Origin of the sequence: Azospirillum sp. 11R-A (assembly GCF_049472615.1) — a bacterium.
Lineage (GTDB): Bacteria > Pseudomonadota > Alphaproteobacteria > Azospirillales > Azospirillaceae > Azospirillum > Azospirillum palustre.
On sequence record NZ_JBCEBL010000001.1, the window covers coordinates 644,175 to 665,561 of the forward strand.

At 66.6% G+C, this 21,387-nt stretch carries 15 protein-coding genes and 2 tRNA genes; 10 read left to right on the top strand and 7 right to left on the bottom strand.

Annotated features, from left to right (window positions below):
* Positions 1-38: 38 nt before the first annotated feature.
* Both VH569_RS03070 and VH569_RS03075 read right to left on the bottom strand, forming a co-directional pair.
* The gene (locus VH569_RS03070) at positions 39-2,291 is read right to left on the bottom strand and encodes a putative bifunctional diguanylate cyclase/phosphodiesterase (protein ID WP_423313940.1); all 2,253 of its coding nucleotides are present in this window, start codon (positions 2,289-2,291) and stop codon (positions 39-41) included.
* A 256-nt stretch (positions 2,292-2,547) separates the two neighbouring features.
* Complete coding sequence (locus VH569_RS03075; protein ID WP_423313942.1) at positions 2,548-6,288, bottom strand: vitamin B12-dependent ribonucleotide reductase; 3,741 nt, start codon at positions 6,286-6,288, stop codon at positions 2,548-2,550.
* A gap of 766 nt (positions 6,289-7,054) precedes the next feature.
* Between VH569_RS03075 and VH569_RS03080 the strand changes: the two genes are divergently transcribed.
* Positions 7,055-7,510 (top strand): PRC-barrel domain-containing protein, encoded by a 456-nt coding sequence (locus VH569_RS03080; RefSeq protein WP_423313944.1) that lies wholly within the window; start codon positions 7,055-7,057, stop codon positions 7,508-7,510.
* 119 nt (positions 7,511-7,629) lie between these two features.
* On the opposite strand, the gene rpsA is transcribed toward VH569_RS03080, so the two are convergent.
* The 3 genes from rpsA to aroA all read right to left on the bottom strand — a co-directional run bounded on the left by rpsA (position 7,630) and on the right by aroA (position 11,579).
* Entirely contained in the window at positions 7,630-9,336 is a 1,707-nt protein-coding gene (rpsA, locus tag VH569_RS03085) for a 30S ribosomal protein S1 (RefSeq protein WP_042694362.1), read from the bottom strand.
* 190 nt (positions 9,337-9,526) lie between these two features.
* On the bottom strand, positions 9,527-10,183 hold the full coding sequence (gene cmk, locus VH569_RS03090; RefSeq protein WP_423314122.1) for a (d)CMP kinase: 657 nt from the start codon (positions 10,181-10,183) through the stop codon (positions 9,527-9,529).
* Between the two features lie 46 nt (positions 10,184-10,229).
* Positions 10,230-11,579, bottom strand: a complete 1,350-nt coding sequence (gene aroA / locus VH569_RS03095) for a 3-phosphoshikimate 1-carboxyvinyltransferase (protein ID WP_423313947.1) — start codon at positions 11,577-11,579, stop codon at positions 10,230-10,232.
* Positions 11,580-11,981: 402 nt separating this feature from the next.
* On the opposite strand from aroA, the gene VH569_RS03100 reads away from it, so the two are divergent.
* Together VH569_RS03100 and VH569_RS03105 are read left to right on the top strand one after the other, a co-directional pair.
* Positions 11,982-12,371 (top strand): TIGR02300 family protein, encoded by a 390-nt coding sequence (locus VH569_RS03100; RefSeq protein WP_423313949.1) that lies wholly within the window; start codon positions 11,982-11,984, stop codon positions 12,369-12,371.
* A 147-nt stretch (positions 12,372-12,518) separates the two neighbouring features.
* A tRNA-Ala gene (locus VH569_RS03105) sits at positions 12,519-12,594 on the top strand.
* A 164-nt stretch (positions 12,595-12,758) separates the two neighbouring features.
* Here the strand turns inward: VH569_RS03105 and VH569_RS03110 are convergent.
* Positions 12,759-13,610 carry a transporter substrate-binding domain-containing protein gene (locus VH569_RS03110; RefSeq protein WP_423313951.1) on the bottom strand — a complete coding sequence of 284 codons (852 nt, stop codon included), beginning with the start codon at positions 13,608-13,610 and terminating at the stop codon, positions 12,759-12,761.
* A gap of 183 nt (positions 13,611-13,793) precedes the next feature.
* A tRNA-Val gene (locus VH569_RS03115) sits at positions 13,794-13,868 on the bottom strand.
* A 207-nt stretch (positions 13,869-14,075) separates the two neighbouring features.
* On the opposite strand from VH569_RS03115, the gene VH569_RS03120 reads away from it, so the two are divergent.
* From VH569_RS03120 to VH569_RS03150, 7 genes are all read left to right on the top strand, one after another.
* Entirely contained in the window at positions 14,076-15,017 is a 942-nt protein-coding gene (locus VH569_RS03120) for an N-formylglutamate amidohydrolase (protein WP_109050405.1), read from the top strand.
* A 467-nt stretch (positions 15,018-15,484) separates the two neighbouring features.
* A complete protein-coding gene (gene otsA / locus VH569_RS03125; protein WP_098738939.1) occupies positions 15,485-16,894 on the top strand; it encodes an alpha,alpha-trehalose-phosphate synthase (UDP-forming) in 1,410 nt (469 codons plus the stop codon).
* 38 nt (positions 16,895-16,932) lie between these two features.
* Positions 16,933-17,955, top strand: coding sequence for a glucokinase (locus VH569_RS03130; protein WP_423313954.1), 1,023 nt, complete (start codon positions 16,933-16,935; stop codon positions 17,953-17,955).
* Positions 17,956-18,129: 174 nt separating this feature from the next.
* Complete coding sequence (locus tag VH569_RS03135; protein WP_423313956.1) at positions 18,130-18,522, top strand: winged helix-turn-helix domain-containing protein; 393 nt, start codon at positions 18,130-18,132, stop codon at positions 18,520-18,522.
* Positions 18,523-18,656: 134 nt separating this feature from the next.
* Positions 18,657-19,793, top strand: a complete 1,137-nt coding sequence (locus VH569_RS03140) for an acyltransferase family protein (RefSeq protein ID WP_423313958.1) — start codon at positions 18,657-18,659, stop codon at positions 19,791-19,793.
* Between the two features lie 254 nt (positions 19,794-20,047).
* The gene (locus VH569_RS03145) at positions 20,048-20,626 is read left to right on the top strand and encodes a YgjV family protein (RefSeq protein WP_423313960.1); all 579 of its coding nucleotides are present in this window, start codon (positions 20,048-20,050) and stop codon (positions 20,624-20,626) included.
* Between the two features lie 145 nt (positions 20,627-20,771).
* Positions 20,772-21,350: a YqaA family protein gene (locus tag VH569_RS03150; protein ID WP_085090362.1), complete on the top strand. Its 579-nt coding sequence runs from the start codon at positions 20,772-20,774 to the stop codon at positions 21,348-21,350.
* Positions 21,351-21,387: the final 37 nt, after the last annotated feature.

Sequence of the window (21,387 nt, forward strand, 5' to 3'; positions counted from 1 at the left end):
ATCCAAAGAAAAACGGGACCATTTCCCCTGCAAATGTTTCAGATGCTGAAGCAGGCGGCGGCCGGACATTCGACCCAGTGCTTGCCCCCACCCGCCAGCCAGCTCACGAGCGCCGCCGACGGCATCGGCCGGGCGAACAGATAACCCTGGCCGATGGCGCAGCCTTCCGCCTCCAGCATGCGGTGCTGGGCCTCACGCTCCACCCCCTCCGCGACGACGGTCAGGCCCAGCGCCTCGCCGATCTGGATGATGGCGCGGACCAGTGGCCGGTTGGCGGCGTCGATGTCCAGCTCCTTGACGAAGCTGCGGTCGATCTTCAGTTCGCCGACCGGGAAACGCTTCAGATAGCTCAGGGACGAATAGCCGGTGCCGAAATCGTCGATGGACAGGGTGACGCCCAGCGCGTGCAGGGCATCCAGCGCGTCATGGACGCCGATCTCTTCCGTCATCATCAGCCGTTCGGTGATCTCCAGCGTCAGATCGTTGGCCGGGATGCCGTTGGTGGCCAGCGCGGCGCGGACCTGATCCGGCAGGTCGCCGCGGGCGAAGCGGACAGCGGAGACGTTCACCGCCAGCCCGGGCACCGGCACCCCCGCCGCGCGCCAGCGGCCGAGTTGCGCCACCGATGTCTGCAACACCCAGCTGTCCAGCCGGTCGATCAGCCCGCACTCCTCGGCCAGCGGCACGAACTCCGCCGGCGACACCGCCCCCCAGCGCGGGTGGGTCCAGCGGATCAACGCCTCCACCCGGTGCAGGCAGTTCGGCTTCAACCGCAGCTGGGGCTGGTAATACAGCTCGAACGGTGCCTCGTCCTCGGGACAGCCCGCCTCCTGGCGGTCCAGCGCCTCGCGCAGCGCCGCCTCCATCTCCAGCCGGCGCACCGCCTGTTCGTTCATGTCGCGGCGGAAGAAGTGGCAGCGGTTGCGGCCCGCCTGCTTGGCCCGGTACATCGCCGCGTCGGCCTGGCGCAGCAGCGTGTCGAAATCCATGCCGTCGTCGGGATGCACGGCGATGCCGATGCTGGCGGTCGGGGTCAGCGTCAGATCGGCCACCGTCACCGGCACCGCCAGGGCGGCGAGCACCCGCTCGGCCAGCAGCGAGGCGTGTGCCGCATCGCAGCCCGGCAGCAACGCCACGAACTCGTCGCCACCCAGCCGGGCCAGCGTGTCGCCCTCGATGAACAGCTGCTTCAGCCGGGTCGCCACCTCCACCAGCAGCCGGTCGCCGACCGCATGCCCCAGCGAGTCGTTGATGGTCTTGAAGCGGTCGATGTCCAGGAACATCAGCGTCACCGGCTGCCGGGTGCGCCCGGCCAGCGCCAGCGCCGCGGTGGCGCGGTCGGCCAGAAGCTGACGGTTGGGCAGCCCGGTCAGCGTGTCGAAGTAGGCCAGCCGGTTGATCTCCGCCCGCGCCCGGTCATGTTCGATGGCGAGCGCGCATAGATGAACGCAGGCTTCCACCAGCCGGCGATGAAAGGGGGCAGCGGCGCGCGGCTCGCGGTAATAGAGCGCGAAGCTGCCCAGCATGCGGGCATCCCGCCCCTTGATCGGGTTGGACCAGCAGGCCGCCAGCCCATGGGCCAGCGTCTGCGCCTGGAACGGCGCCCAATGCGGATCGGCGGCGATATCCGCCGACATGACCGCCACGCCCCGGCTCATCGCGCTGCCGCAGGACCCGACATCCGGCCCGATCGGAAAGCCTTCGATGATGGCGATGTAAGCGGCGGGCAGCGACGGAGCAGCCGCCACCCGCATGTGGTTTTCGTCATCGCGCAGCATCACCGAACAGGCGACATTCGGCGCGCAGGCCTCCACTTGCCGACAGAGGAAGTCCAGGACCTGCTTCAGCGACCGGCCGGTCGCCACCAGCTCCAGAACATTTTGCTGCAGGCGGGCCACCGCCTCCGCCCGCTCACGCTCGTCATAGCTGCGCATCTCACACAGAAGCAGCTCATCGTCCCCGTCGGTCAGATGCTGCCAAAACAGATCGACCGGGACCGGATCGTGGCGCAGGATCCGCAGGGCGCCGGCACCGGGCGGCGGATGATCCCCCCGCGCACCGTCCCACACCGCTTGCCAGTCACGTCCGCCGAGATCGAGCAGGCTGGGCAGCGTGCGGCCGACCAGCGTCTCCAGAGGGAGGCCGGCCAGCCGGGCAAAGCCGGGGTTGGCACCGACGATAGTGCCGTCGGCCGATGTCCAGACCAAGGCAGCGTTCCATTGCGCGGCGGTTGCCCGCAACAGGCGATCGGACGGCAGACGGTCGTCCAGCGCGGTCGCGGCCGAATCCATGACCCCTGATCCCTCCGGACATGCTTCGGGAACGCCGCGTCGGCGCCCCCGGGAGAGTCAGCTAACATGAACACACGCGGCACGGTCAAGGCTCCTCACGCTTCGACCAAGCCGTTGCAGCTACACGAGAACGGTTCTAATCCGCCATCGCTGAAACCGTTCGTGCACAACAAAAAGGGAGGAAGTGGTTTCCCACTCCCTCCCCATCGTCATTGGCCTTCGGATGGCGCCCCCGGCAGGAGCGCCGTCCTCAGGATCAGCTGCAGCCGGTGGTCGACCCGCAGCTGTCGCACTTCAGGCAGGTGCCGTTGCGGACCAGGGTCATGTTGCCGCACTCGCCGCAGGGATCGCCCTCATAGCCGCGGGCGCGGGCCTCGCGGATGCGGTCGAAGCGCTGGTCGTTGGTGCTGCCGCCATAGGCCGTACCGGTGGCCGCGGTGGCGGCGACATGGCCCTGCGCAGTGGCGGCGGCGACCGCCGGGCTGGCCGACATGGCCGCCTGGGCGGACACCTGCGTGCCCGCCGACGCGGTGACGCTCACGGCAGCGGTGTCGGTGCCGGTGGCGGCGAAGGCCGCCGCGGCGCTGGCGCGCTGGGTCTGGCCGCCATGCAGGACGCGCAGGTTGTTGCGGACATAGCCGGTCGACGCGATGCGGCGGACGATGTCGGACGGCTGCACCTGGGTGTCCGGCAGGTCGCCCTGCTTGTCGCCGCTGCCGACCGTCGACGGCACCAGATCCTCCGGCGTGGCGTGCGCCAGATCGGTGCGGTTCAGGTAGGAGATAGCGATCTCGCGGAAGATGTAGTCGATGATCGACGTCGCCATCTTGATGGTGTCGTTGCCGGTCACCATGCCCGACGGCTCGAAGCGCGTGAAGGTGAAGGCCTCCACGAACTCCTCGAGCGGCACGCCATACTGCAGGCCGATCGACACCGCGATGGCGAAGTTGTTCATCAGCGACCGGAAGGCGGCACCTTCCTTGTGCATGTCGATGAAGATCTCGCCCAGGCGGCCGTCCTCATACTCGCCGGTGCGCAGATACACCTTGTGGCCGCCGACATTGGCCTTCTGGGTGTAGCCCTTGCGGCGGTGCGGCAGACGCTCGCGCGAGCTGCTCTTCCGCTCGACCACCCGCTCGATCACCTTCTCGACGATGCGCTCGGTGATCATCTGGGCGCGAACGGCGGCCGGCGCCTCGATCACCGCCTCGACCGCCTCGCCATTCTCCTCGTCGTCGAGCAGGGCGGCCTGCAGCGGCTGGCTCAGCTTGGAGCCGTCGCGGTAGAGCGCGTTCGCCTTCAGGCCCAGGCGCCAGGACATCAGGTAGGCGTCCTTGCACTCGTCGACCGTCGCCGTGTTCGGCATGTTGATGGTCTTGGAGATGGCGCCGGAGATGAAGGGCTGCGCCGCCGCCATCATCGTGATGTGCGATTCCCAGGACAGGAAGCGCTTGCCGATGCGGCCGCAGGGGTTGGCGCAGTCGAACACCGACAGATGCTCGTCCTTCAGGAAGGGAGCACCCTCCAAGGTCATGGCGCCGCAGCAGAAGGTGTTGGCCAGCTCGATCTGCGACTTGCTGAAGCCGATGTGGCTCAGCAGGTCGAAGCCCGGGGCGTCCAGCGTCTCGGCCGGGATGCCCAGCGTCTGGGTGCAGAAGTCGGCGCCGATGGTCCAGCGGTTGAAGACGAACTTGATGTCGAAGGCGGTGGCGAGGTTGCCCTCCAGCCGCTCCAGCAGCTCGTCGGTGAAGCCCTTGGCCTTCAGCGCCTCGTGGTTCACGCCCGGGGCGTTCTTCAGCGTGCCGTGGCCGACGGCATAGAGCGCGATCTGCTCGATCTGGTCCGGGGTGTAGCCGAGCGTCTTCAACGCCTCCGGCACCAGACGGTTGACGATCTTGAAGTAGCCGCCGCCGGCCAGCTTCTTGAACTTCACCAGGGCGAAGTCGGGCTCGATGCCGGTGGTGTCGCAGTCCATCACCAGACCGATGGTGCCGGTCGGGGCGACCACGGTGGCCTGGGCGTTGCGATAGCCGTGGGCCTCGCCCAGTTCCAGCGCCTCGTCCCACACGCGGACGGCGGCGAGCGCCAGTTCCTGGTCCGGGCAGAGGTCGGCGACGAACGGCACCGGCTCGACCGCCAGACCCTCATAGCCGTTCATCTCGCCGTTGGCGGCGCGGCGATGGTTGCGGATGACCCGCAGCATGTGGTCGCGGTTGGCCTCGAAGCCCGGGAAGGTGCCCAGCTCCTGCGCCATCTCGGCCGAGGTGGCATAGGCGACGCCGGTCATGACGGCAGAGATGCCGGCGCAGTAGGCGCGGCCCTCGTCCGAGTCGTAGGACAGGCCGGACGCCATCAGCAGGCCGCCGAGGTTGGCGAAGCCGAGGCCCAGCGTGCGGAACTCGTAGGAGAGCTGGGCGATTTCCTTCGACGGGAACTGCGCCATCAGCACGGAGATTTCCAGCACGATGGTCCACAGCCGGCAGGCGTGCTCGAACGCCTCGACGTCGAAGGAACCGTCCTTCAGACGGAACGACATCAGGTTCAGCGACGCCAGATTGCAGGCGGTGTCGTCGAGGAACATGTATTCCGAGCACGGGTTCGAGGCGTTGATGCGCCCCGAGGCCGGGCAGGTGTGCCACTCGTTGATGGTGCTGTCGAACTGCACGCCCGGATCGGCGCAGGCCCAGGCGGCGTAGCCGACCTTGTCCCACAGGTCGCGGGCACGGACGGTCTTCATCACCTTGTTGTTGGTGCGGCCGATCAGGTTCCAGTCGGCATCGTCCAGCACCGCCTGCACGAACTCGTTGGAGATGCGCACGGAGTTGTTGGAGTTCTGGCCGGAGACCGTCAGGTAGGCTTCCGAATCCCAGTCGGTATTGTAGGTCTTGAACTCGATGGAGGTGAAGCCCTGGCCGGCGAACTGGATCACGCGCTGGATGTAGTTCTCAGAGACCTGATCCTTGCGGGCGGCGAGGATCGCCTTCTTGAGCTCCTTGTTCTCCTTCGGGTCCAGGCCCGACTGGGCGGCGGCCATCACCGAGGTCAGGTGCTTCTGGCAGATCCTGGAGCCGGTCACGAGTGCCGCGACCTTCTGCTCCTCGTTCACCTTCCAGTCGATGTAGCCTTCGATGTCCGGGTGGTCCATGTCCACCGTGACCATCTTGGCCGCACGGCGGGTGGTGCCGCCCGACTTGATGGCGCCCGCCGCGCGGTCGCCGATCTTCAGGAAGCTCATCAGGCCCGACGACTTGCCGCCGCCGGCCAGCTTCTCGCCCTCGCCGCGCAGGCGGGAGAAGTTGGAGCCGGTGCCCGAGCCGTACTTGAACAGGCGGGCCTCACGCACCCACAGGTCCATGATGCCGCCCTCGTTCACCAGATCGTCGGCGACGGACTGGATGAAGCAGGCGTGCGGCTGCGGATGCTCGTAGGCCGAGGCGGACGAGGTCAGCAGGCCGGTCTTGAAATCGACGTAGAAGTGGCCCTGGCTCGGGCCGTCGATGCCGTAGGCCCAGTGCAGGCCGGTGTTGAACCACTGCGGGCTGTTCGGGGCCGCCATCTGGGCGGCCAGCATGAAGCGCATCTCGTCGAAGAAGGTGTGCGCGTCGGCCTCGGTGTCGAAATAGCCGCCCTTCCAGCCCCAATAGGTCCAGGTGCCGGCCAGACGGTCGAAGACCTGCTTGGCCGAATGCTCGCCGACGAAACGCTTTTCCTTCGGCAGGGCGGCCAGCTTCTCCTGGTCCGCCTCCTTGCGCCACAGCCAGGACGGGACGGTGTTCTCCTCCACGGCGCGGAGCGCTGCGGGGACGCCGGCCTTGCGGAAATACTTCTGGGCCAGGATGTCGCTGGCGACCTGCGAGAAGTTGTCCGGCACCTCGATGCCGGTCTGCTGGAAGACGATCGTCCCATCCGGGTTGCGGATCTCGCTGGTCGCCTGGCGGAAACCGAGGCTGGCGTAGGCGTCCTGGCCTTCGTGCGTGAAACGACGCTCAATCCGCATGATGAGACTGTCCCTTGCTTGGAGCGCGCCGCGGCGCGCTCAAATGGAAATGTGGTGCGACCCGTCCCGTCGAAGCGGCTGGCGGTCTTCATCCGCCGTCCGGCCCGGCAACGCAGATGGCGCCGTACAAACAGGGGGCTCGATGCCCTGCTGTCCGCCGTCGCCGCTGTGCTGCCGACCGGGGCCGCCGCTGGAGGCCGGCCGGGTCACGTGAGCGGCATCCTAGCCAGCGCGACCGGGGCAAGCAAGCCCCACTCTGCTAGATATTGTGGTTGACATCACCGAACCCCTCAAAACCTTGATCTTGTGGTGTTCAACCCGTCACCGGGGATCCTGTTCCCGCCTGCCAAGCAATTTTTTCGGGGGCGGTGGCGGACCGCATCGCGGTCGTGAGGCACAAACTGTAGGCACTCAAATCACCGCCGATGCCGGATCGGACGGCGCCACGCCCCGATTAGAGCGCAAAACGCGGCCGATCACCAGCGCTTCGTTGCGGTAAAAATCAACATCTTGTTGCCTGTGCCCCATTGCACACACCACCGATTCGCTACGCCTCGACTCGCGGCAAATTGGCGGAATTCAAGGGGCGACTCGAAAAAGCGGGCCGGAGGAGCCCCCGAGTCGCCGTCGGCCGGCCTGGGGATCGACACGGAAGAGGGGTAAGGGCAGCCTCCCCGCAACTATTTCAAGCGTCCCCGGTTAAGGCGGGTGGAGCCAAGATGGATCCCGCGCGATCCCATAGATCCTTGGGGGAGGAGAAGCGCCCATGCTGAAGATCACCCACAAGATGTGGTTCGCATTGCCGGCACTGACACTGCTTGTCGGCATGACGACTCCGCCGGGCGCGGCTGCCCAGAGCGTCATCATCAACGGCTCGACGCCGGCCGTCGGTGCGGCGGTGGAACGCAAGACCGGCCCCAGCGTCGACCAGCTGATGGACCGCAGCGTCCTCGGTGCCGACGGATCGAAGATCGGCACCGTCACCGACGTGATCCTCAACGACAAGGGCGAGGCCCAATACATCGTCATCCATTCCGGCGGCATTCTGGGCTTCGGCGGCAAGAACATCGCGGCCGACCTGACCCTGGCCGACCTGCGGACCGGCACCGAGGCGATCCATCTGCGCGAGGTGACGGCCGCCAGCGTCCGCGACATGCCCGAATTCCGCTACGACGACAGCATCACGTCGCTGACCCGCAGCCCGGAACCGCGGCGGCATTAGCAAAATGGAGCGACGAAAAAGGCCGCGCCCCAACCGGGACGCGGCCTTTTTCTTACCCTTCCGGGAGATCGCTAAGCCCCCTCCCCTGCGGCGACGCAGGGGAGAACGGCGTCAGGCGATCACTCGTCGTTCTGCTGCTTGCGCTTCAGAGCGGCGCCCAGGATGTCGCCCAGCGAGGCGCCCGAGTCGGACGAACCGAACTCGGCCATCGCCTGCTTCTCTTCCTCCATCTCGCGGGCCTTGATGGACAGCGAGATGCGGCGGGAAGCGCGATCGATCTGGGTAACCTTGGCATCGACCTTCTCGCCGACGGCGAAACGGTCCGGGCGCTGTTCCGAACGGTCGCGGGACAGGTCCGACTTGCGGATGAAGCCGGTGTAGCCCTCGCCGACGGTCACTTCGATGCCGCCGTCCGTCACCTGCGTCACGGTGCAGGTCACGACTTCGTTCTTCTTCAGGCCGGCGGTGGCCGACTCGAACGGGTCGCTGGCCAGCTGCTTGATGCCGAGGCTGATGCGCTCCTTCTCGACGTCGACGTCGAGAACCTTGACCTTGACGCGGTCGCCCTTCTTGTACTCGGCGATCGCCTCTTCACCCGACTTGTTCCAGTCGAGATCGGACATGTGGACCATGCCGTCGATGTCGCCCGGGAGGCCGACGAACAGACCGAACTCGGTGATGTTCTTGACTTCGCCTTCCAGCTCGGTGCCGGGACCGAACTTGTCGGTGAAGGTCTCCCACGGGTTGTCCAGGCACTGCTTCAGGCCGAGGCTGATGCGGCGCTTCTGCGGATCGACGTCCAGGACCATGACCTCGACTTCCTGCGAAGTCGACACGATCTTGCCCGGATGGACGTTCTTCTTGGTCCAGGACATTTCCGAAACGTGGACCAGGCCCTCGATCCCCGGCTCCAGCTCCACGAAGGCGCCGTAGTCGGTGATGTTGGTGACGCGGCCCTTGAACTTCGCGCCGACCGGATACTTGGCCTCGACACCTTCCCACGGGTCGGCTTCGAGCTGCTTCATGCCCAGGCTGATGCGCTGGGTTTCCGGGTTGAAGCGGATGACCTGGACCGTGACGGTCTGGCCGATCTGCAGGGCTTCCGACGGATGGTTGATGCGGCGCCACGCGATGTCGGTGACGTGCAGCAGGCCATCGACGCCGCCCAGGTCGACGAACGCACCGTAGTCGGTGATGTTCTTGACGACGCCCTGGAGGATCTGGCCTTCCTTGAGGTTGGCCACCAGCTCCGAACGGGCCTCCGCACGGCTCTCTTCGAGCACGGCGCGGCGCGACACGACGATGTTGCCGCGCGAGCGGTCCATCTTCAGGATCTGGAACGGCTGCGGGGTGCCCAGCAGCGGGGAGATGTCGCGGACCGGACGGATGTCGACCTGCGAACCCGGCAGGAAGGCAACGGCGCCCGACAGGTCGACCGTGAAGCCACCCTTGACGCGGCCGAAGATGACGCCCGTGACGCGGGTCTGGTCGTTGAACGACTTCTCCAGCAGGGCCCAGGCTTCTTCGCGCTTCGCCTTCTCACGGCTCAGCATCGCCTCGCCGTTCTTGTCTTCCATCCGCTCGAGGTAGACCTCGACGGTGTCGCCCGCCTTCAGCTCGGGCGGCTGGCCGGCAACGGCGAATTCCTTCAGCGCGACGCGGCCTTCCGACTTCAGACCGACGTCGATGGTGACCATGTCGTTCTCGACGGCGACGACGCGTCCCTTGACGACCGTACCTTCGAGCGACTCGGCCGCGCCCAACGACTCTTCAAGCAGAGACGCGAAGCTTTCCTTTTCGACCGTGCGGGCCAGTGACTGTGCCATTGAAACTCCTAAAGGTGGCGCGAAAGCGGCCCCGTTCCGGTCCCTCCCGCGGCAAAACGGGTGGGACCTCGACCGAACCGCCGCGCCGGGCACCACGCCCGGCGACTTGGTTGATGGTTTTCCTTGGAGGGAGTCGGACCCGTTCGCGCCGCCACCGGCGGCCCGTCAACGGAAGTCGGAAGCGGCGGCGTTACGCCGTGGGCTTCAGACCGGTTTTCGAACCGATGTGGGCGACCGCCATCGAGAACACCTGATCGGCATCGAGAGCGGACGTATCAAGCACAAAAGCGTCGGCAGCCGGACGGAGCGGGGCCACCGCTCTCTGGCTGTCGCGCGCATCACGAGCCTTCATGTCCTCCAGGACATCGGAGGATATAGCCGGAATCCCCCGCCTCTGCAACTCCTTGAGTCGCCGTTCGGCCCTGACCTCCACCGAAGCGGTAACGAACAGTTTGGCCTGGGCATCGGGACAGACCACCGTGCCGATGTCGCGCCCGTCCAGAACCGCCCCCGCCGCGCCGCCCGGCGGGTGGGTCGCGAAGCGCCGCTGGAAGTCGAGCAGCGCCGCGCGCACCTCCGGCACCGCCGCCACCTTGCTGGCCGCCTGCGCCGCCTCGTCGGTGCGCAGAGCCACCTCCCGCAGGATCGGGTGTTCGGGGTGCAGGTCATAGGCCGCATGCGCCGCCGCCGCATTGTCGGCGGGATCGCCGCCGGCCCGCAGCACCGACACGCCGACCGCGCGGTACAGCACGCCGGTGTCGAGGTGGGCGAAGCCGAAGGCATCGGCGATGCGCTGCGACAGGGTGCCCTTGCCGCTGGCGGCCGGGCCGTCGATGGCGACGACCACGGTCCCGGCCGGAGCGCCCTGGTTGGAAAGCGGCTGCGTCATGGTCTCACGCCTCCACGATCGCGGCGCCGAGCCCGTTCATCAGCCCGACGAAATCGGGGAAGCTGGTGTCGATGAAGGCACCGTCGTCGACCGACACCGGCTGTTCGGTCGCCATGCCCAGAACCAGGAAGCTCATGGCGATGCGATGGTCCATGGCGGTGAGTACGGTGGCGCCGCCCTTCGGCGGCTTGCCGGTGCCATGGACCGTCAGGCTGTCGTCGGCACCGACCTCCACCGACACGCCGCAGCGGGTCAGCCCCTCCGCCACCATGGCGAGGCGGTCGCTCTCCTTCACCCGCAGTTCCTTCAGCCCCAGCATCACCGTGGTGCCCTCGGCACAGGCGGCGGCGGCGGCCAGGACCGGATATTCGTCGATCATGCTGGGCGCGCGATCCGCCGGCACCACGATGCCCTTCAAGGCGCTGTGTTTCACCCGCAGGTCGGCCACCGGCTCACCCGCCTGGTCGCGGCGGTTCTCGAAGGCGATGTCGGCGCCCATCTCGACCAGCGTGTCGTAGAGGCCGGTGCGGCGCGGGTTCATGCCGACGTCGTTCAGCAGCAGTTCGGAGCCCGGCCGCAACAGGGCGGCGACCGCCGGGAAGGCGGCGCTGCTGGGATCGGCCGGCACATGGATGCTGCGGCCGGTCAGCTCCGGCTGGCCGGTGACGGTGACGGCCAGCGCGCCGTCCTCCAGCCGCTCGGTGGTCACGGTGGCGCCGAAATGGCGCAGCATCAGCTCGGTGTGGTCGCGCGTCGGCTCCGCCTCGATCACCGTGGTGGCGCCGGCGGTGTTGAGGCCGGCGAGCAGGATCGCCGACTTGACCTGGGCGGAGGCCACCGGCAGGCGGTAGGCGATCGGAACCAGCTCGCCGCTGCCGACCACGGTCAGCGGCAGACGTCCGCCGGAGCGGCCGACGAAGCGGGCGCCCATCTCCTCCAGCGGCTTGGTGACGCGGGCCATCGGCCGCTTGTTCAGCGAGGCGTCGCCGGTGAAGACACAGGTGATCGGATGGCCGGCGACCAGCCCCATCAACAGGCGGGCGGCGGTGCCGCTGTTGCCCATGTCCAGCACCTGCGCCGGTTCCTGCAACGCTCCCAGCCCGACGCCGCGCACGCGCCAGACGCCGCCCCCCTGGCCATCGTCGCTCCGCTCCGCCTCGGCCCCCAGCAGACGCATGGCAGCCGCGGTGTGCAGCACATCCTCGCCTTCGAGCAGGCCGTGGATCACCGTCTCGCCCACGGCGATGGCGCCCAGCATCAGCGACCGGTGCGAGATCGACTTGTCGCCGGGCACGCGGATGCTGCCCCGGATCGCGCCGGTGGTGGTGGAGCGCAGCGGCCTTGCGTGCGTCATGGGACGGGTCCTTCGGATCGGAACGGGAAGCGGTTGTGGCCGCCGTTCCTATCACAGCCCCCGCCCCGATGCGAGAGGAGCCAAATCGCCGCCCGCATCAGCATCCTGGCCGCCCACCCGGCAGCCTCCGCCTTGCGCAAATGAAAAGAGGCCGCCCGAAAGCGGCCCCGAGTTCAAGGAGGAAACCAAATGGAGGAGTTGCACGGTGTGCAGGTCCGTTCTAGCGAGTTATGGTTAACGTCGCGTAAAGGCAACCCCTGCCCGGGCGGGATACCACTTTCCCGCCGGTGCTGCGACGCTGCGGCGGCCGGCTCGTCTCATCTTTTTTTTGACAAGCGCCGCAGGGCGTGGCAAAGGGCGCCTCTTGAGAACCCCCCTGATTTTTGTGACGGAGGACGTGGCGTGGCCAAACCCGAATGGGGCGTCAAGCGCATCTGCCCGAGCTGTGGCGCTCGTTACTATGACATGCGCAAGGACCCGCCGGTCTGCCCGAGCTGTGGCGCGCAGTTCGATCCCGAGGCTCTGCTGAAGTCCCGCAAGGCCCGTCCGGCCCCGGTCGACGACACCAAGAAGGTGGCTGTCGTGGCCGAGGACGAGGAAGAGGCCGAGACCGAGGCCGAGACTCCGGAGCTGGAGGATGCCGAGGACGAAATGTCGGTCGACGACATCGAGGAAGCCGACGACACCGCCGAGGACGAGGACGATGTCCTGATCGAGGACACGTCCGAACTGGGCGAGGACGACATGGACGAGGTTGTCGACGTCGAGGGCGAGGACGAGGAGGAGCGCTGACCGGCGCCCTTCCCGGTGGCAGCGGGACGGGCGGCGGGGCCGTGAAAAAAGCGCGAAAGGACGAATTTTCCGCTTGCATCACTCCGCTGCCTGACTATTATCCCGCTCCACCAAGGCCGGACGGAAACGACCGGCCCCCAGAGTTAAGGGGCCATAGCTCAGCTGGGAGAGCGCTACAATGGCATTGTAGAGGTCAGCGGTTCGATCCCGCTTGGCTCCACCAAATCGATCAAGGGCTCGGCGAGCAATCGCCGGGCCCTTGGTGCATTTGCACCGGGCGCCGGATAAAACGCCGGTTCGGTGCATAGTTGCGGAACTCCATCCGGCCGCATGGAAATGCCGCCGCGCTGCGGATGGCACGACGGCATCTCCAGTTGTCGGGACCAGCTACTTCAGCCAGCGATCGAACACGGCCTGATACTGGCCGGTGGCGACGGCCTGGTGCAGCCACTGGTCGACCCACAGCTTCAGCACGATGTCGCGCGGTAGCAGGAAGGCCTTTTCGGAGAAGTCGAAGGGCTGGTCCGGATGGACGGCGCACAGTTCGGGATGCAGCTTCTGCTGAAGCCGTGTCTCCACCGCGTCGGTGATCATCAGGTCGGCCTTGCCGGCGACGATCTGTTCGAAGATGGTGACGTTGTCCGGATGGACCTCGATCTGCGCCGTGCGGATGTTGGCGCGGGCGAACTTCTCGTTGGTGCCGCCGGGGTTGACGATCAGGCGGACGCCGGGTTTGTCGATGTCGGCGACGGTCTGGAAGCGGTCCTTGTTCTCGCAGCGGGTGATCGGCGTCTTGCCGTCGCGCATCAGCGGATCGGAGAACAGCGCCTTCTTCTGCCGCTCCAGCGTGACGGAGACGCCGCCGACGGCGATGTCGTACTTGTCCGCCAGCAGGTCGGGCAGCAGGTTGCTCCAACTGGTCTTCACGAACTCCACCTTCACGCCCAGCGCCTTGCCCATCGCTTCGGCAAGGTCGATGTCCATGCCCTCGAACTTCTGGGTCTGCGGGTTCAGATAGGTGAAGGGCTTGTAGTCGCCGGTGGTGCCGACGCGCAGCGTGCCGGCAGACAGAACGGCATCCAGGCGCGAGCTTTCGGCGGGCTGTGAAGCGGCCGATGCCGATGGAGCGGTCTGCGCCAGCGCACCGGCGGACGACAGGGCGGTGACGGCACAGACCAGCACCGCGCCGACGGCTGCGGCAAGGCTCCGGCCGCTGCGGCGCAGGGTATGGACAGGCATGAAGATCCTCCCGATGCTTTGTTTGCCGACCGGATGGTACGGCGCAGGGAGGATTGTGGCGAGAGGCCGCGGCCCGGACGGGCGGAGTTCAGATATGCAGCCGCCGAAGAGGTGCGGCAGCCCCCAAAAGCAGCCCCGAAACGGCGAAGGCCGCGAACCCGTTCCGGTCCGCGGCCTTCAGAATGGTGGGCGGTACTGGGATTGAACCAGTGACCCCTACGATGTCAACGTAGTGCTCTCCCGCTGAGCTAACCGCCCACTGTAGCGGCCGGCGGAGAAGCACTTGGCGTCGTTCCGTCCGGCGTGGGCGGGTGTATACCGACCTCCTTGCCGACACGCAAGCCCTTTCGTACCACCCATCCGCTTTTTTTATCCGCCGGCGGCAGGATGGCCAGCCCCATCGCAGATGCTTCCGTGACAGAGGTTCCGTGACACCGGGGCCGGCGTCCATTACATCATTCGATCATGGACGCCTCCTTCGACGCGCAACGCGGCGCTGGTGCCGGTGCCGACCCGGCCGCCAACGCTCCGCTGCCCAACGCCCCGGCCTTCGAAATTCTGGCCCCGCAGAGCCAGAGGCTGCCGCTCGTGCTGGCGTCGCCGCACAGCGGCAACGCGTATTCCGCAGAGTTCCTCGCCTCGTCCCGCCTGGATGCCCGAGCGCTGCGCAAGTCGGAGGACTGCTTCGTCGACGAGATCTTCGCCTTCGCCCCCGGCTTCGGCGTGCCGCTGATCCGCGCCCTGTTCCCGCGCGCCTATCTGGACGTCAACCGCGAGGCCTACGAGCTGGACCCGGAGATGTTCGCCGATCCGCTGCCGGCCTATGTCAACACCCGCTCCCCCCGGGTGGCGGCCGGGCTGGGCACCATCGCCCGCGTGGTCGCCAACGGCGAGGACATCTACAAGGGCAAGCTGCGCTTCGCCGAGGCGCTGGACCGCGTCAGCCGCTGCTACACCCCCTATCACAACGCGCTGCGCCAGCTGGTGGACGGCACCCGCGACGCCTTCGGCCATGTCCTGCTGATCGACTGCCATTCCATGCCGTCGGGCAGCGTCACCACCGGTGGACGGGGAAGCGGGCGCGGCGGCACCCACCCCGACATCGTGCTGGGCGACTGTTTCGGCAACGCCTGCGCCCCGGCGGTGATCGACGCGGCGGAGGATTACCTGCGTGGGCTGGGCTATGCGGTCAGCCGCAACAATCCCTATGCCGGCGGCTATACCACCCGCCATTACGGCCGGCCGCGCCAGGGCATCCACACGCTTCAAATCGAAATCGCCCGCGACCTCTACATGGACGAGGCGGCGCTGACCCGCCTGCCCTATCTGGGCACCCTGGCCCGCCACATGACCGAACTGGTCGACACGCTGGGCCTGTTGCCGCCCGACGGGCTTGGTCCACGCTGACCCTCCGGTCCCATCAACCCGACCGTCAGGCCAAAAAAAGGGCCGCGGGCGGACCCGCGGCCTTTAGTCTAGGGAGGAAACGCCCAAGAAGTGCGTTACGCCAACGTCCACGCCGAGGCGCGACCGTTGCCGCACTGCACAATATGAGCGCGTGGCTCCTCGCCTTCAAGCCCAAAAAGAATTTCTCATTCATTACATCACGTTAATCGAAACAGGAGATACCGCGAACCGGATAGGGTTCAGCAGAGTATGTTGCATCGCAGCATAACCTTTCGTGAAACAGCCTGCCCTAAAGGACAAAGGGTGCCGTACCTTCGGACCGCTATCGTGAGCGTGACGGCGGGGGTTCGGAACCAAGGCCGCCCTTTGTCGTTTCGCAGTGGTCCAATACCGGGTGTCCGCTACGGCGGCCCTGAAGATGCGGACTGCGGAACGCCCTGCCGGCGGCCAATAAGGAGAAGAAGATCGTGAGCAGGCTCGTCGTCGTATCCAACCGGGTCGCCCTTATGGAAGAGGGCAAGCAGGCCGCAGGCGGTCTCGCCGTCGCCATCCTGGCAGCCTTGAAGAAGACCGGAGGCATCTGGTTCGGATGGAGCGGAACGGTCGTCGACGGCGAGTCCCAGGCGGAGCCGACCAAGACGGAGGCCGGCAAGCTGACCTACGCCACGCTGGATCTGGGCCGCCGCGATCATGAGGAATATTACAACGGTTTCGCCAACCAGACCTTATGGCCGCTGTTCCACTACCGCCTGGGGCTGATCTCGGTGAACCGGCGCACGCGCGAGGGCTATTCCAGGGTCAACGCCTATTTCGCCGACAAGCTGGAGCCGCTGCTGCGCCCGGACGACATGGTCTGGGTCCACGACTATCACCTGATCCCCTTCGGCGACGAGTTGCGCCGACGCGGCTGCTCGCAGCGCATGGGCTTCTTCCTGCACACGCCCTTCCCGCCGCCGGAACTGCTGACCGCCCTGCCCAACCACCGCGACCTGATCCGCGAGCTATGCGCCTACGATCTGGTCGGCTTCCACACCGCCACCGACCTGCGCGGCTTCTGCGACTACATCCGCACCGAGACCGACGGCACGGTGGAACAGCGCGGCGCCTACGGCACGGCGATGATCCGCGCCTTCGGCCGCACCCTGATGGCGAAGGTGTTCCCCATAAGCATCGACACTCCGGCGCTGGAAAGCCTGGCCCGCACCGCCGGCCGCTCGCGCCAGGCCGAACGGCTGCGCGAAAGCCTGGTGGGGCGCCGGCTGATCATCGGCGTCGACCGGCTCGATTATTCCAAGGGCCTGCCGCAGCGCTTCGCCGCCTTCGAACAGCTCCTGGAAAGCTACCCGGAGCACTGCAACCGCGTCTCCTTCCTGCAGGTCGCCCCGCCAAGCCGGGAGGATGTGCCGGAATACATCGCCATCCGCCGCGAATTGTCGGAAATGGCCGGCCGCATCAACGGTCGATTCGCCGAGTTCGACTGGCAGCCGATCCGCTACCTGAACCGCAGCTTCGGCCAGCGCGTTCTGGCCGGTTTCTACCGGCTGGCCAATGTCGGGCTGGTGACGCCGCTGCGCGACGGCATGAATCTGGTCGCCAAGGAGTATGTCGCCTGCCAGGACGCCGACAATCCGGGCGTGCTGGTGCTGTCCCAGTTCGCCGGTGCCGCCCACGAGATGGGCGAGGCGCTGATCGTCAACCCGTTCGACATCGAGGGCGTTGGCGACGCGTTGCAGCGGGCGCTGACCATGCCGCTGGGAGAGCGCAAGGAACGCCACGCCGCCCTGATGCAGACCCTGCGGCGGCAGGACATCAACTGGTGGCGCGAAAGCTATGTAGACGCATTGACGCGGGCACCGTATGACTTTCCGGTCACCTGAGCATCCGCTCGGCCCACCAACACCGCAGATCCGGATCCATGGCCGCCGACCTCTCCCCCGCCATTCCCGGCACCGCCGGTAACGCTGCCCCCATTCCGGCCCCCATTCTGGTTGCCGACATCGGCGGCACCAATGCCCGCTTCGGCCTGATCGACGGTCGTATCGTCCGCGACACCCGCGTGCTGCGCTGTGCCGATTACGCCTCGATCGAGGATGCGGCCACCGCCTATCTGACGGCGGTCGGGCTGGCGGCGGTTGGTACCCCCGGCCGGCCGCGGCGCGGCGCCTTCGCGGTGGCCGGGCCGGTTACCGGCGACCGCATCGCCATGACCAATCTGGTCTGGCAGTTCTCCGTCAACCGGGTGCGGGACGCGCTGGGGCTGGACGGGCTGGTCGTCATCAACGACTTCACCGCCGTCGCCCTGTCGGTGCCGCGTCTGGCCGAGGAGGACCGCCGCCAGATCGGCGAGGGCGCGCCGCAGGCGGGTGCCGTCGTCGGCGTGCTGGGGCCGGGCAGCGGGCTGGGCGTGTCCGGTCTGGTGCCGGGCGCCAACAACCGCTGGACCGCCCTGTCGGGTGAGGGTGGCCATGTCACCATGGCGCCGATCAGCGAACGCGAGAGCGCCGTGCTCGGCCAGCTGCGCAAGAACTTCGAGCATGTCTCGGCGGAGCGGGTGCTGTCCGGTCCCGGCCTCGTCAACCTCTACGGCGCGCTGTCGATCCTGGACGGGCGGGAACCGGCCGCCCTCACGCCTGCGCAGGTGGCCGACAACGCCCTGAACGGCAGCGAGGCCCATTGCATAGAGGCGGTGGAGATGTTCTGCGCCATGCTGGGCACCGTCGCCGGCAACCTCGCTTTGACGCTCGGCGCGCGCGGCGGCATCTACATCGCCGGCGGCATCGTGCCGAAGCTGGGCACGCTGTTCACCCACTCCCGCTTCCGCAAGCGCTTCATGGAGAAGGGCCGGATGCGCGACTTCCTGGCGCCGATCCCCACCTATGTCATCACCCACGAGCTGCCCGCCTTCCTGGGCCTCGCCGAGGCGGCCGGGGCGGAGTAACTTCCGCGACGGCGGGGAGCCGCCCTGGGACGCTATGCCGGGAAGCCACTGGAGGGGTGCGGCCGATTGCGCATCCCATCGGTGGTTCCCCCTATTGCCCGACTTGTCGCTTGAACCGGCGGGCCGGCCTCCACATGGTTGTTCCCCTCTCTTTCGGATTTGCATCGGAACACCATGCCTGCCGACCTTCGTGTCCGTTTCCTGCACCCGTCGGGCGCCATCGGCCCCGGCAAGATCGCCCTGCTGGAGGCCATCGACCGTACCGGCTCGATCTCTGCCGCCGCGCGGTCGCTGGACATGACCTTCCGCCGCGCCTGGTTCCTGGTGGAGACGATGAACACCGCCTTCCGCGAACCGGTGATCCGCACCAGCGTCGGCGGGCGTGAGGGCGGCGGCGCCGGCCTGACCCCGCTGGGCCAGGAGGTGGTCGCCCGGTATCGCCAGACCCAGGAGGAGGCGCGCAAGGCCGCCGAACCGCATCTGCGCTGGCTTGACGAGGTGCTGAAGGAGACGGAGGTTAAGAACGGGGGAAAGGCTGCGGACTCGAATACCAGCGGCACGACATAAGCCGCCGCCCGCTTCGGGCGACCATCGGCGCAAAGAGCAGCAGCCTCGTGGATGAAGAGATTCCTCGAGAAAAAGATCATACAGACTGTTATAGAAAATCTTGATTCCAAATCAGAATTCCGAAAAGTAGAATAATGGAAAAATCCGTCAACATCACATATCTTCCACGGCTTGACCATCTCCGCGCGTTTGCAGCACTTATTGTTTTACACTACCATTCTTTTCAGCTCCTTCCTCAATCGGCGGGTGGAAATCTGATCGAAGGCTGGGTCCACACGAAAAATCCATTGCTGGCGATGGTGGTGGAAGGACACACCGGCGTCGCGCTCTTCATGGTTTTATCCGGCTTCATCTTCACATGGGGCGCAAACGGCCGTGAAGTCGCTTATTTCGGCTTCCTGCGGAACCGTCTGCTGCGAATCTATCCTCTTTATGCATGGCTTCTCCTTGTCGGCATCGCCATGACGCCGGATGCCGTCGATCCGGCCAAAATTCTCGAGATGGCGATTCCATTCCTGAATGCCGGGAACAAGGCGACTTACGGGGTAGCCACCAGCCTGTTCTGGACGGTTGCCGTCGAGTTCCAGTTCTATCTGATCTTCCCCTTTCTGCTGTCGATCCTGAACCGGCAGGGGTGCCGGCAACTGGCGTTGATGATCCTGTGCGCATTCGTCTATCGGCTTATCGCCGATCAGTTCGGCGCGAATTCCCGCGCAATCGCCTATTGGACGATCGTCGGACGCATCGACCAGTTCCTGATCGGCATGATTGCGGCCGTGGCGCTGCGCCGCTGCAACGATACTCCAAGAGGCACCTTATGGCTCGGGCGGGCCTTCCTGCCCGCAGTCCTGTTGATGCTGACCATGATCACGGTTTTTCATCGGGCCGGAGGTTATCCGGTGATCGCCACCTGGAAGACGGTCTGGCCCACCGTCGAGGCGGCTGGCTGGGCGTTCGTCATTGTGACCTATCTGTCCATCCGCATTTCCGGTTCCCCTGCCCTGTCGCGGATGGCGGCCTATATCGGCTCGATCTCCTATTCCATCTATCTGACCAACTTCATCGTCATCACCCAGATCGGAAAGTACGGAGACATCCTTAAGCTGGTGCCGAATCCGCACATCAATGCGCTGCTGATCTGCACGGTCGTGGTTTTTCCGGCATCGATCGCCCTTTCCACCCTGACTTATTTCGCCATCGAACAACCGTTCATGAAGATGCGCCGGAAATACATGGTCGAACCGCAACAGCCATTTCGCATGGCCGCCTGATCCAGCCGTTCGCCCGACATGGCGATTTCGCGGCGCGCCGTCCGCTTTTTCTTCCATGCGCGCAGTGCAGCCCTGGGCAACCGGAAGCCCGATGGTGCGGCGGGACGAGGCACCGTACATATGGCTCTGTTGCAGCTCGGCGCCAGCGTGACCGTACGGCAACAACCCGTTTTTCCCGACCTCACCCGGCATCCGGACGGGCCGCAGCCGCGGCGCCGCAGCGCCATGCCTTTGCCCGAGCCGATCCCCCCGCCATGCTGTCCCTCCCCCTGCCCGTCACGGCCGCCGACGCCTTCGGTGCCGCCGCTTTCGCCGGTTCGTGCCTGTGGCCGCTGATGAAGAAGCGCCGTGCCCTGCTGGCCGGGCAGGCCGCCACCAACCTGATGTTCATCACCCACTATGTGCTGCTGGGCGCGCACACCGCCGCGGCGCTTTGCCTGCTGGTCGTGGCGCAGGCGCTGGCGGCGCTGCCGGAAGGGCGCAGCCGCTGGCAGACCGCGATCTTCGCGGCGACGGTGCCGGGCGTCGCCGCCATCGCGCTGTTCACCTGGTCCGGCCTGCCCTCGGCGCTGTCCAGCCTGGGCATCACCTTCTCCACGCTGGCCCGTTGGCAGTCGGACGCGGTGCGCATGCGCATTCTCCTGCTGGTGGCCGGCGGTTTCTGGGTCAGCCACAACGCGCTGGTGATGTCGCCCTTCGCCATGGCGTCGGACGCCTTCTGTGCCGCCGCGAACCTGCTGCGCCTGCGCGGCGCGCTGCGCAAGGACGAGGCTCCGGCAGCGGTGCCCGCCGCAAATGCCAACGCGCTGCCCTCCGGCGCTGCCGCCGCCTGAACCGGCTTCACTGGAATGGGCTAACGCCTCCGGACGGGTTATCCCTGTCCGGAGGCGGTCGAATTGGGCACTGGCGCACCGGCACCGTCGCGCCTAAAAGAGGCCTCGTGCACCGCAACGGCAGCGACGAAGGACGGCCCAATTCATGCTGAAGCGTCTTTACGACTGGACCATGGCCAAGGCCGCGTCGAAGGATTCGACCGCCTGGCTGGCCGGGGTGTCCTTTGCCGAAAGCTCCTTCTTCCCGCTGCCGCCGGACCTGCTGCTGGTGCCGATGGTCATCGCCAACCGCAAGGCGGCGTGGAAGCTGGCGACGATCTGCACGCTGGCCTCGGTGGTCGGCGGCATCGCCGGCTACATGATCGGCTATTTCCTGTACGAGACGATCGGCCGCTGGGTGATCGAGTTCTATCACCTGACCGACAAGTTCGAGCAGCTGCGCCACACCTTCGTCGAGTACGGGGCGGAAATCCTGATCATCAAGGGCATGACGCCGATCCCCTACAAGCTGCTGACCATCACAGCCGGCGTGGCGCATCTGCCGCTGTGGGTGTTCATCGGCGCCTCGATCATCTCGCGGTCGATCCGCTTCTATCTGGTCGCGGCTCTGCTGTATTTCTTCGGCCCGCCGATCCGCGCCTTCATCGAAAAGCGGCTGACCCTCGTCACCAGCGTGTTCGCAGTGGCGCTGATCGGCGGCTTCCTGGTGGTGAAGCTGCTGTAAGCCGCCAATTCTCTCCAGGCCGCCTCTTTCCAGACAG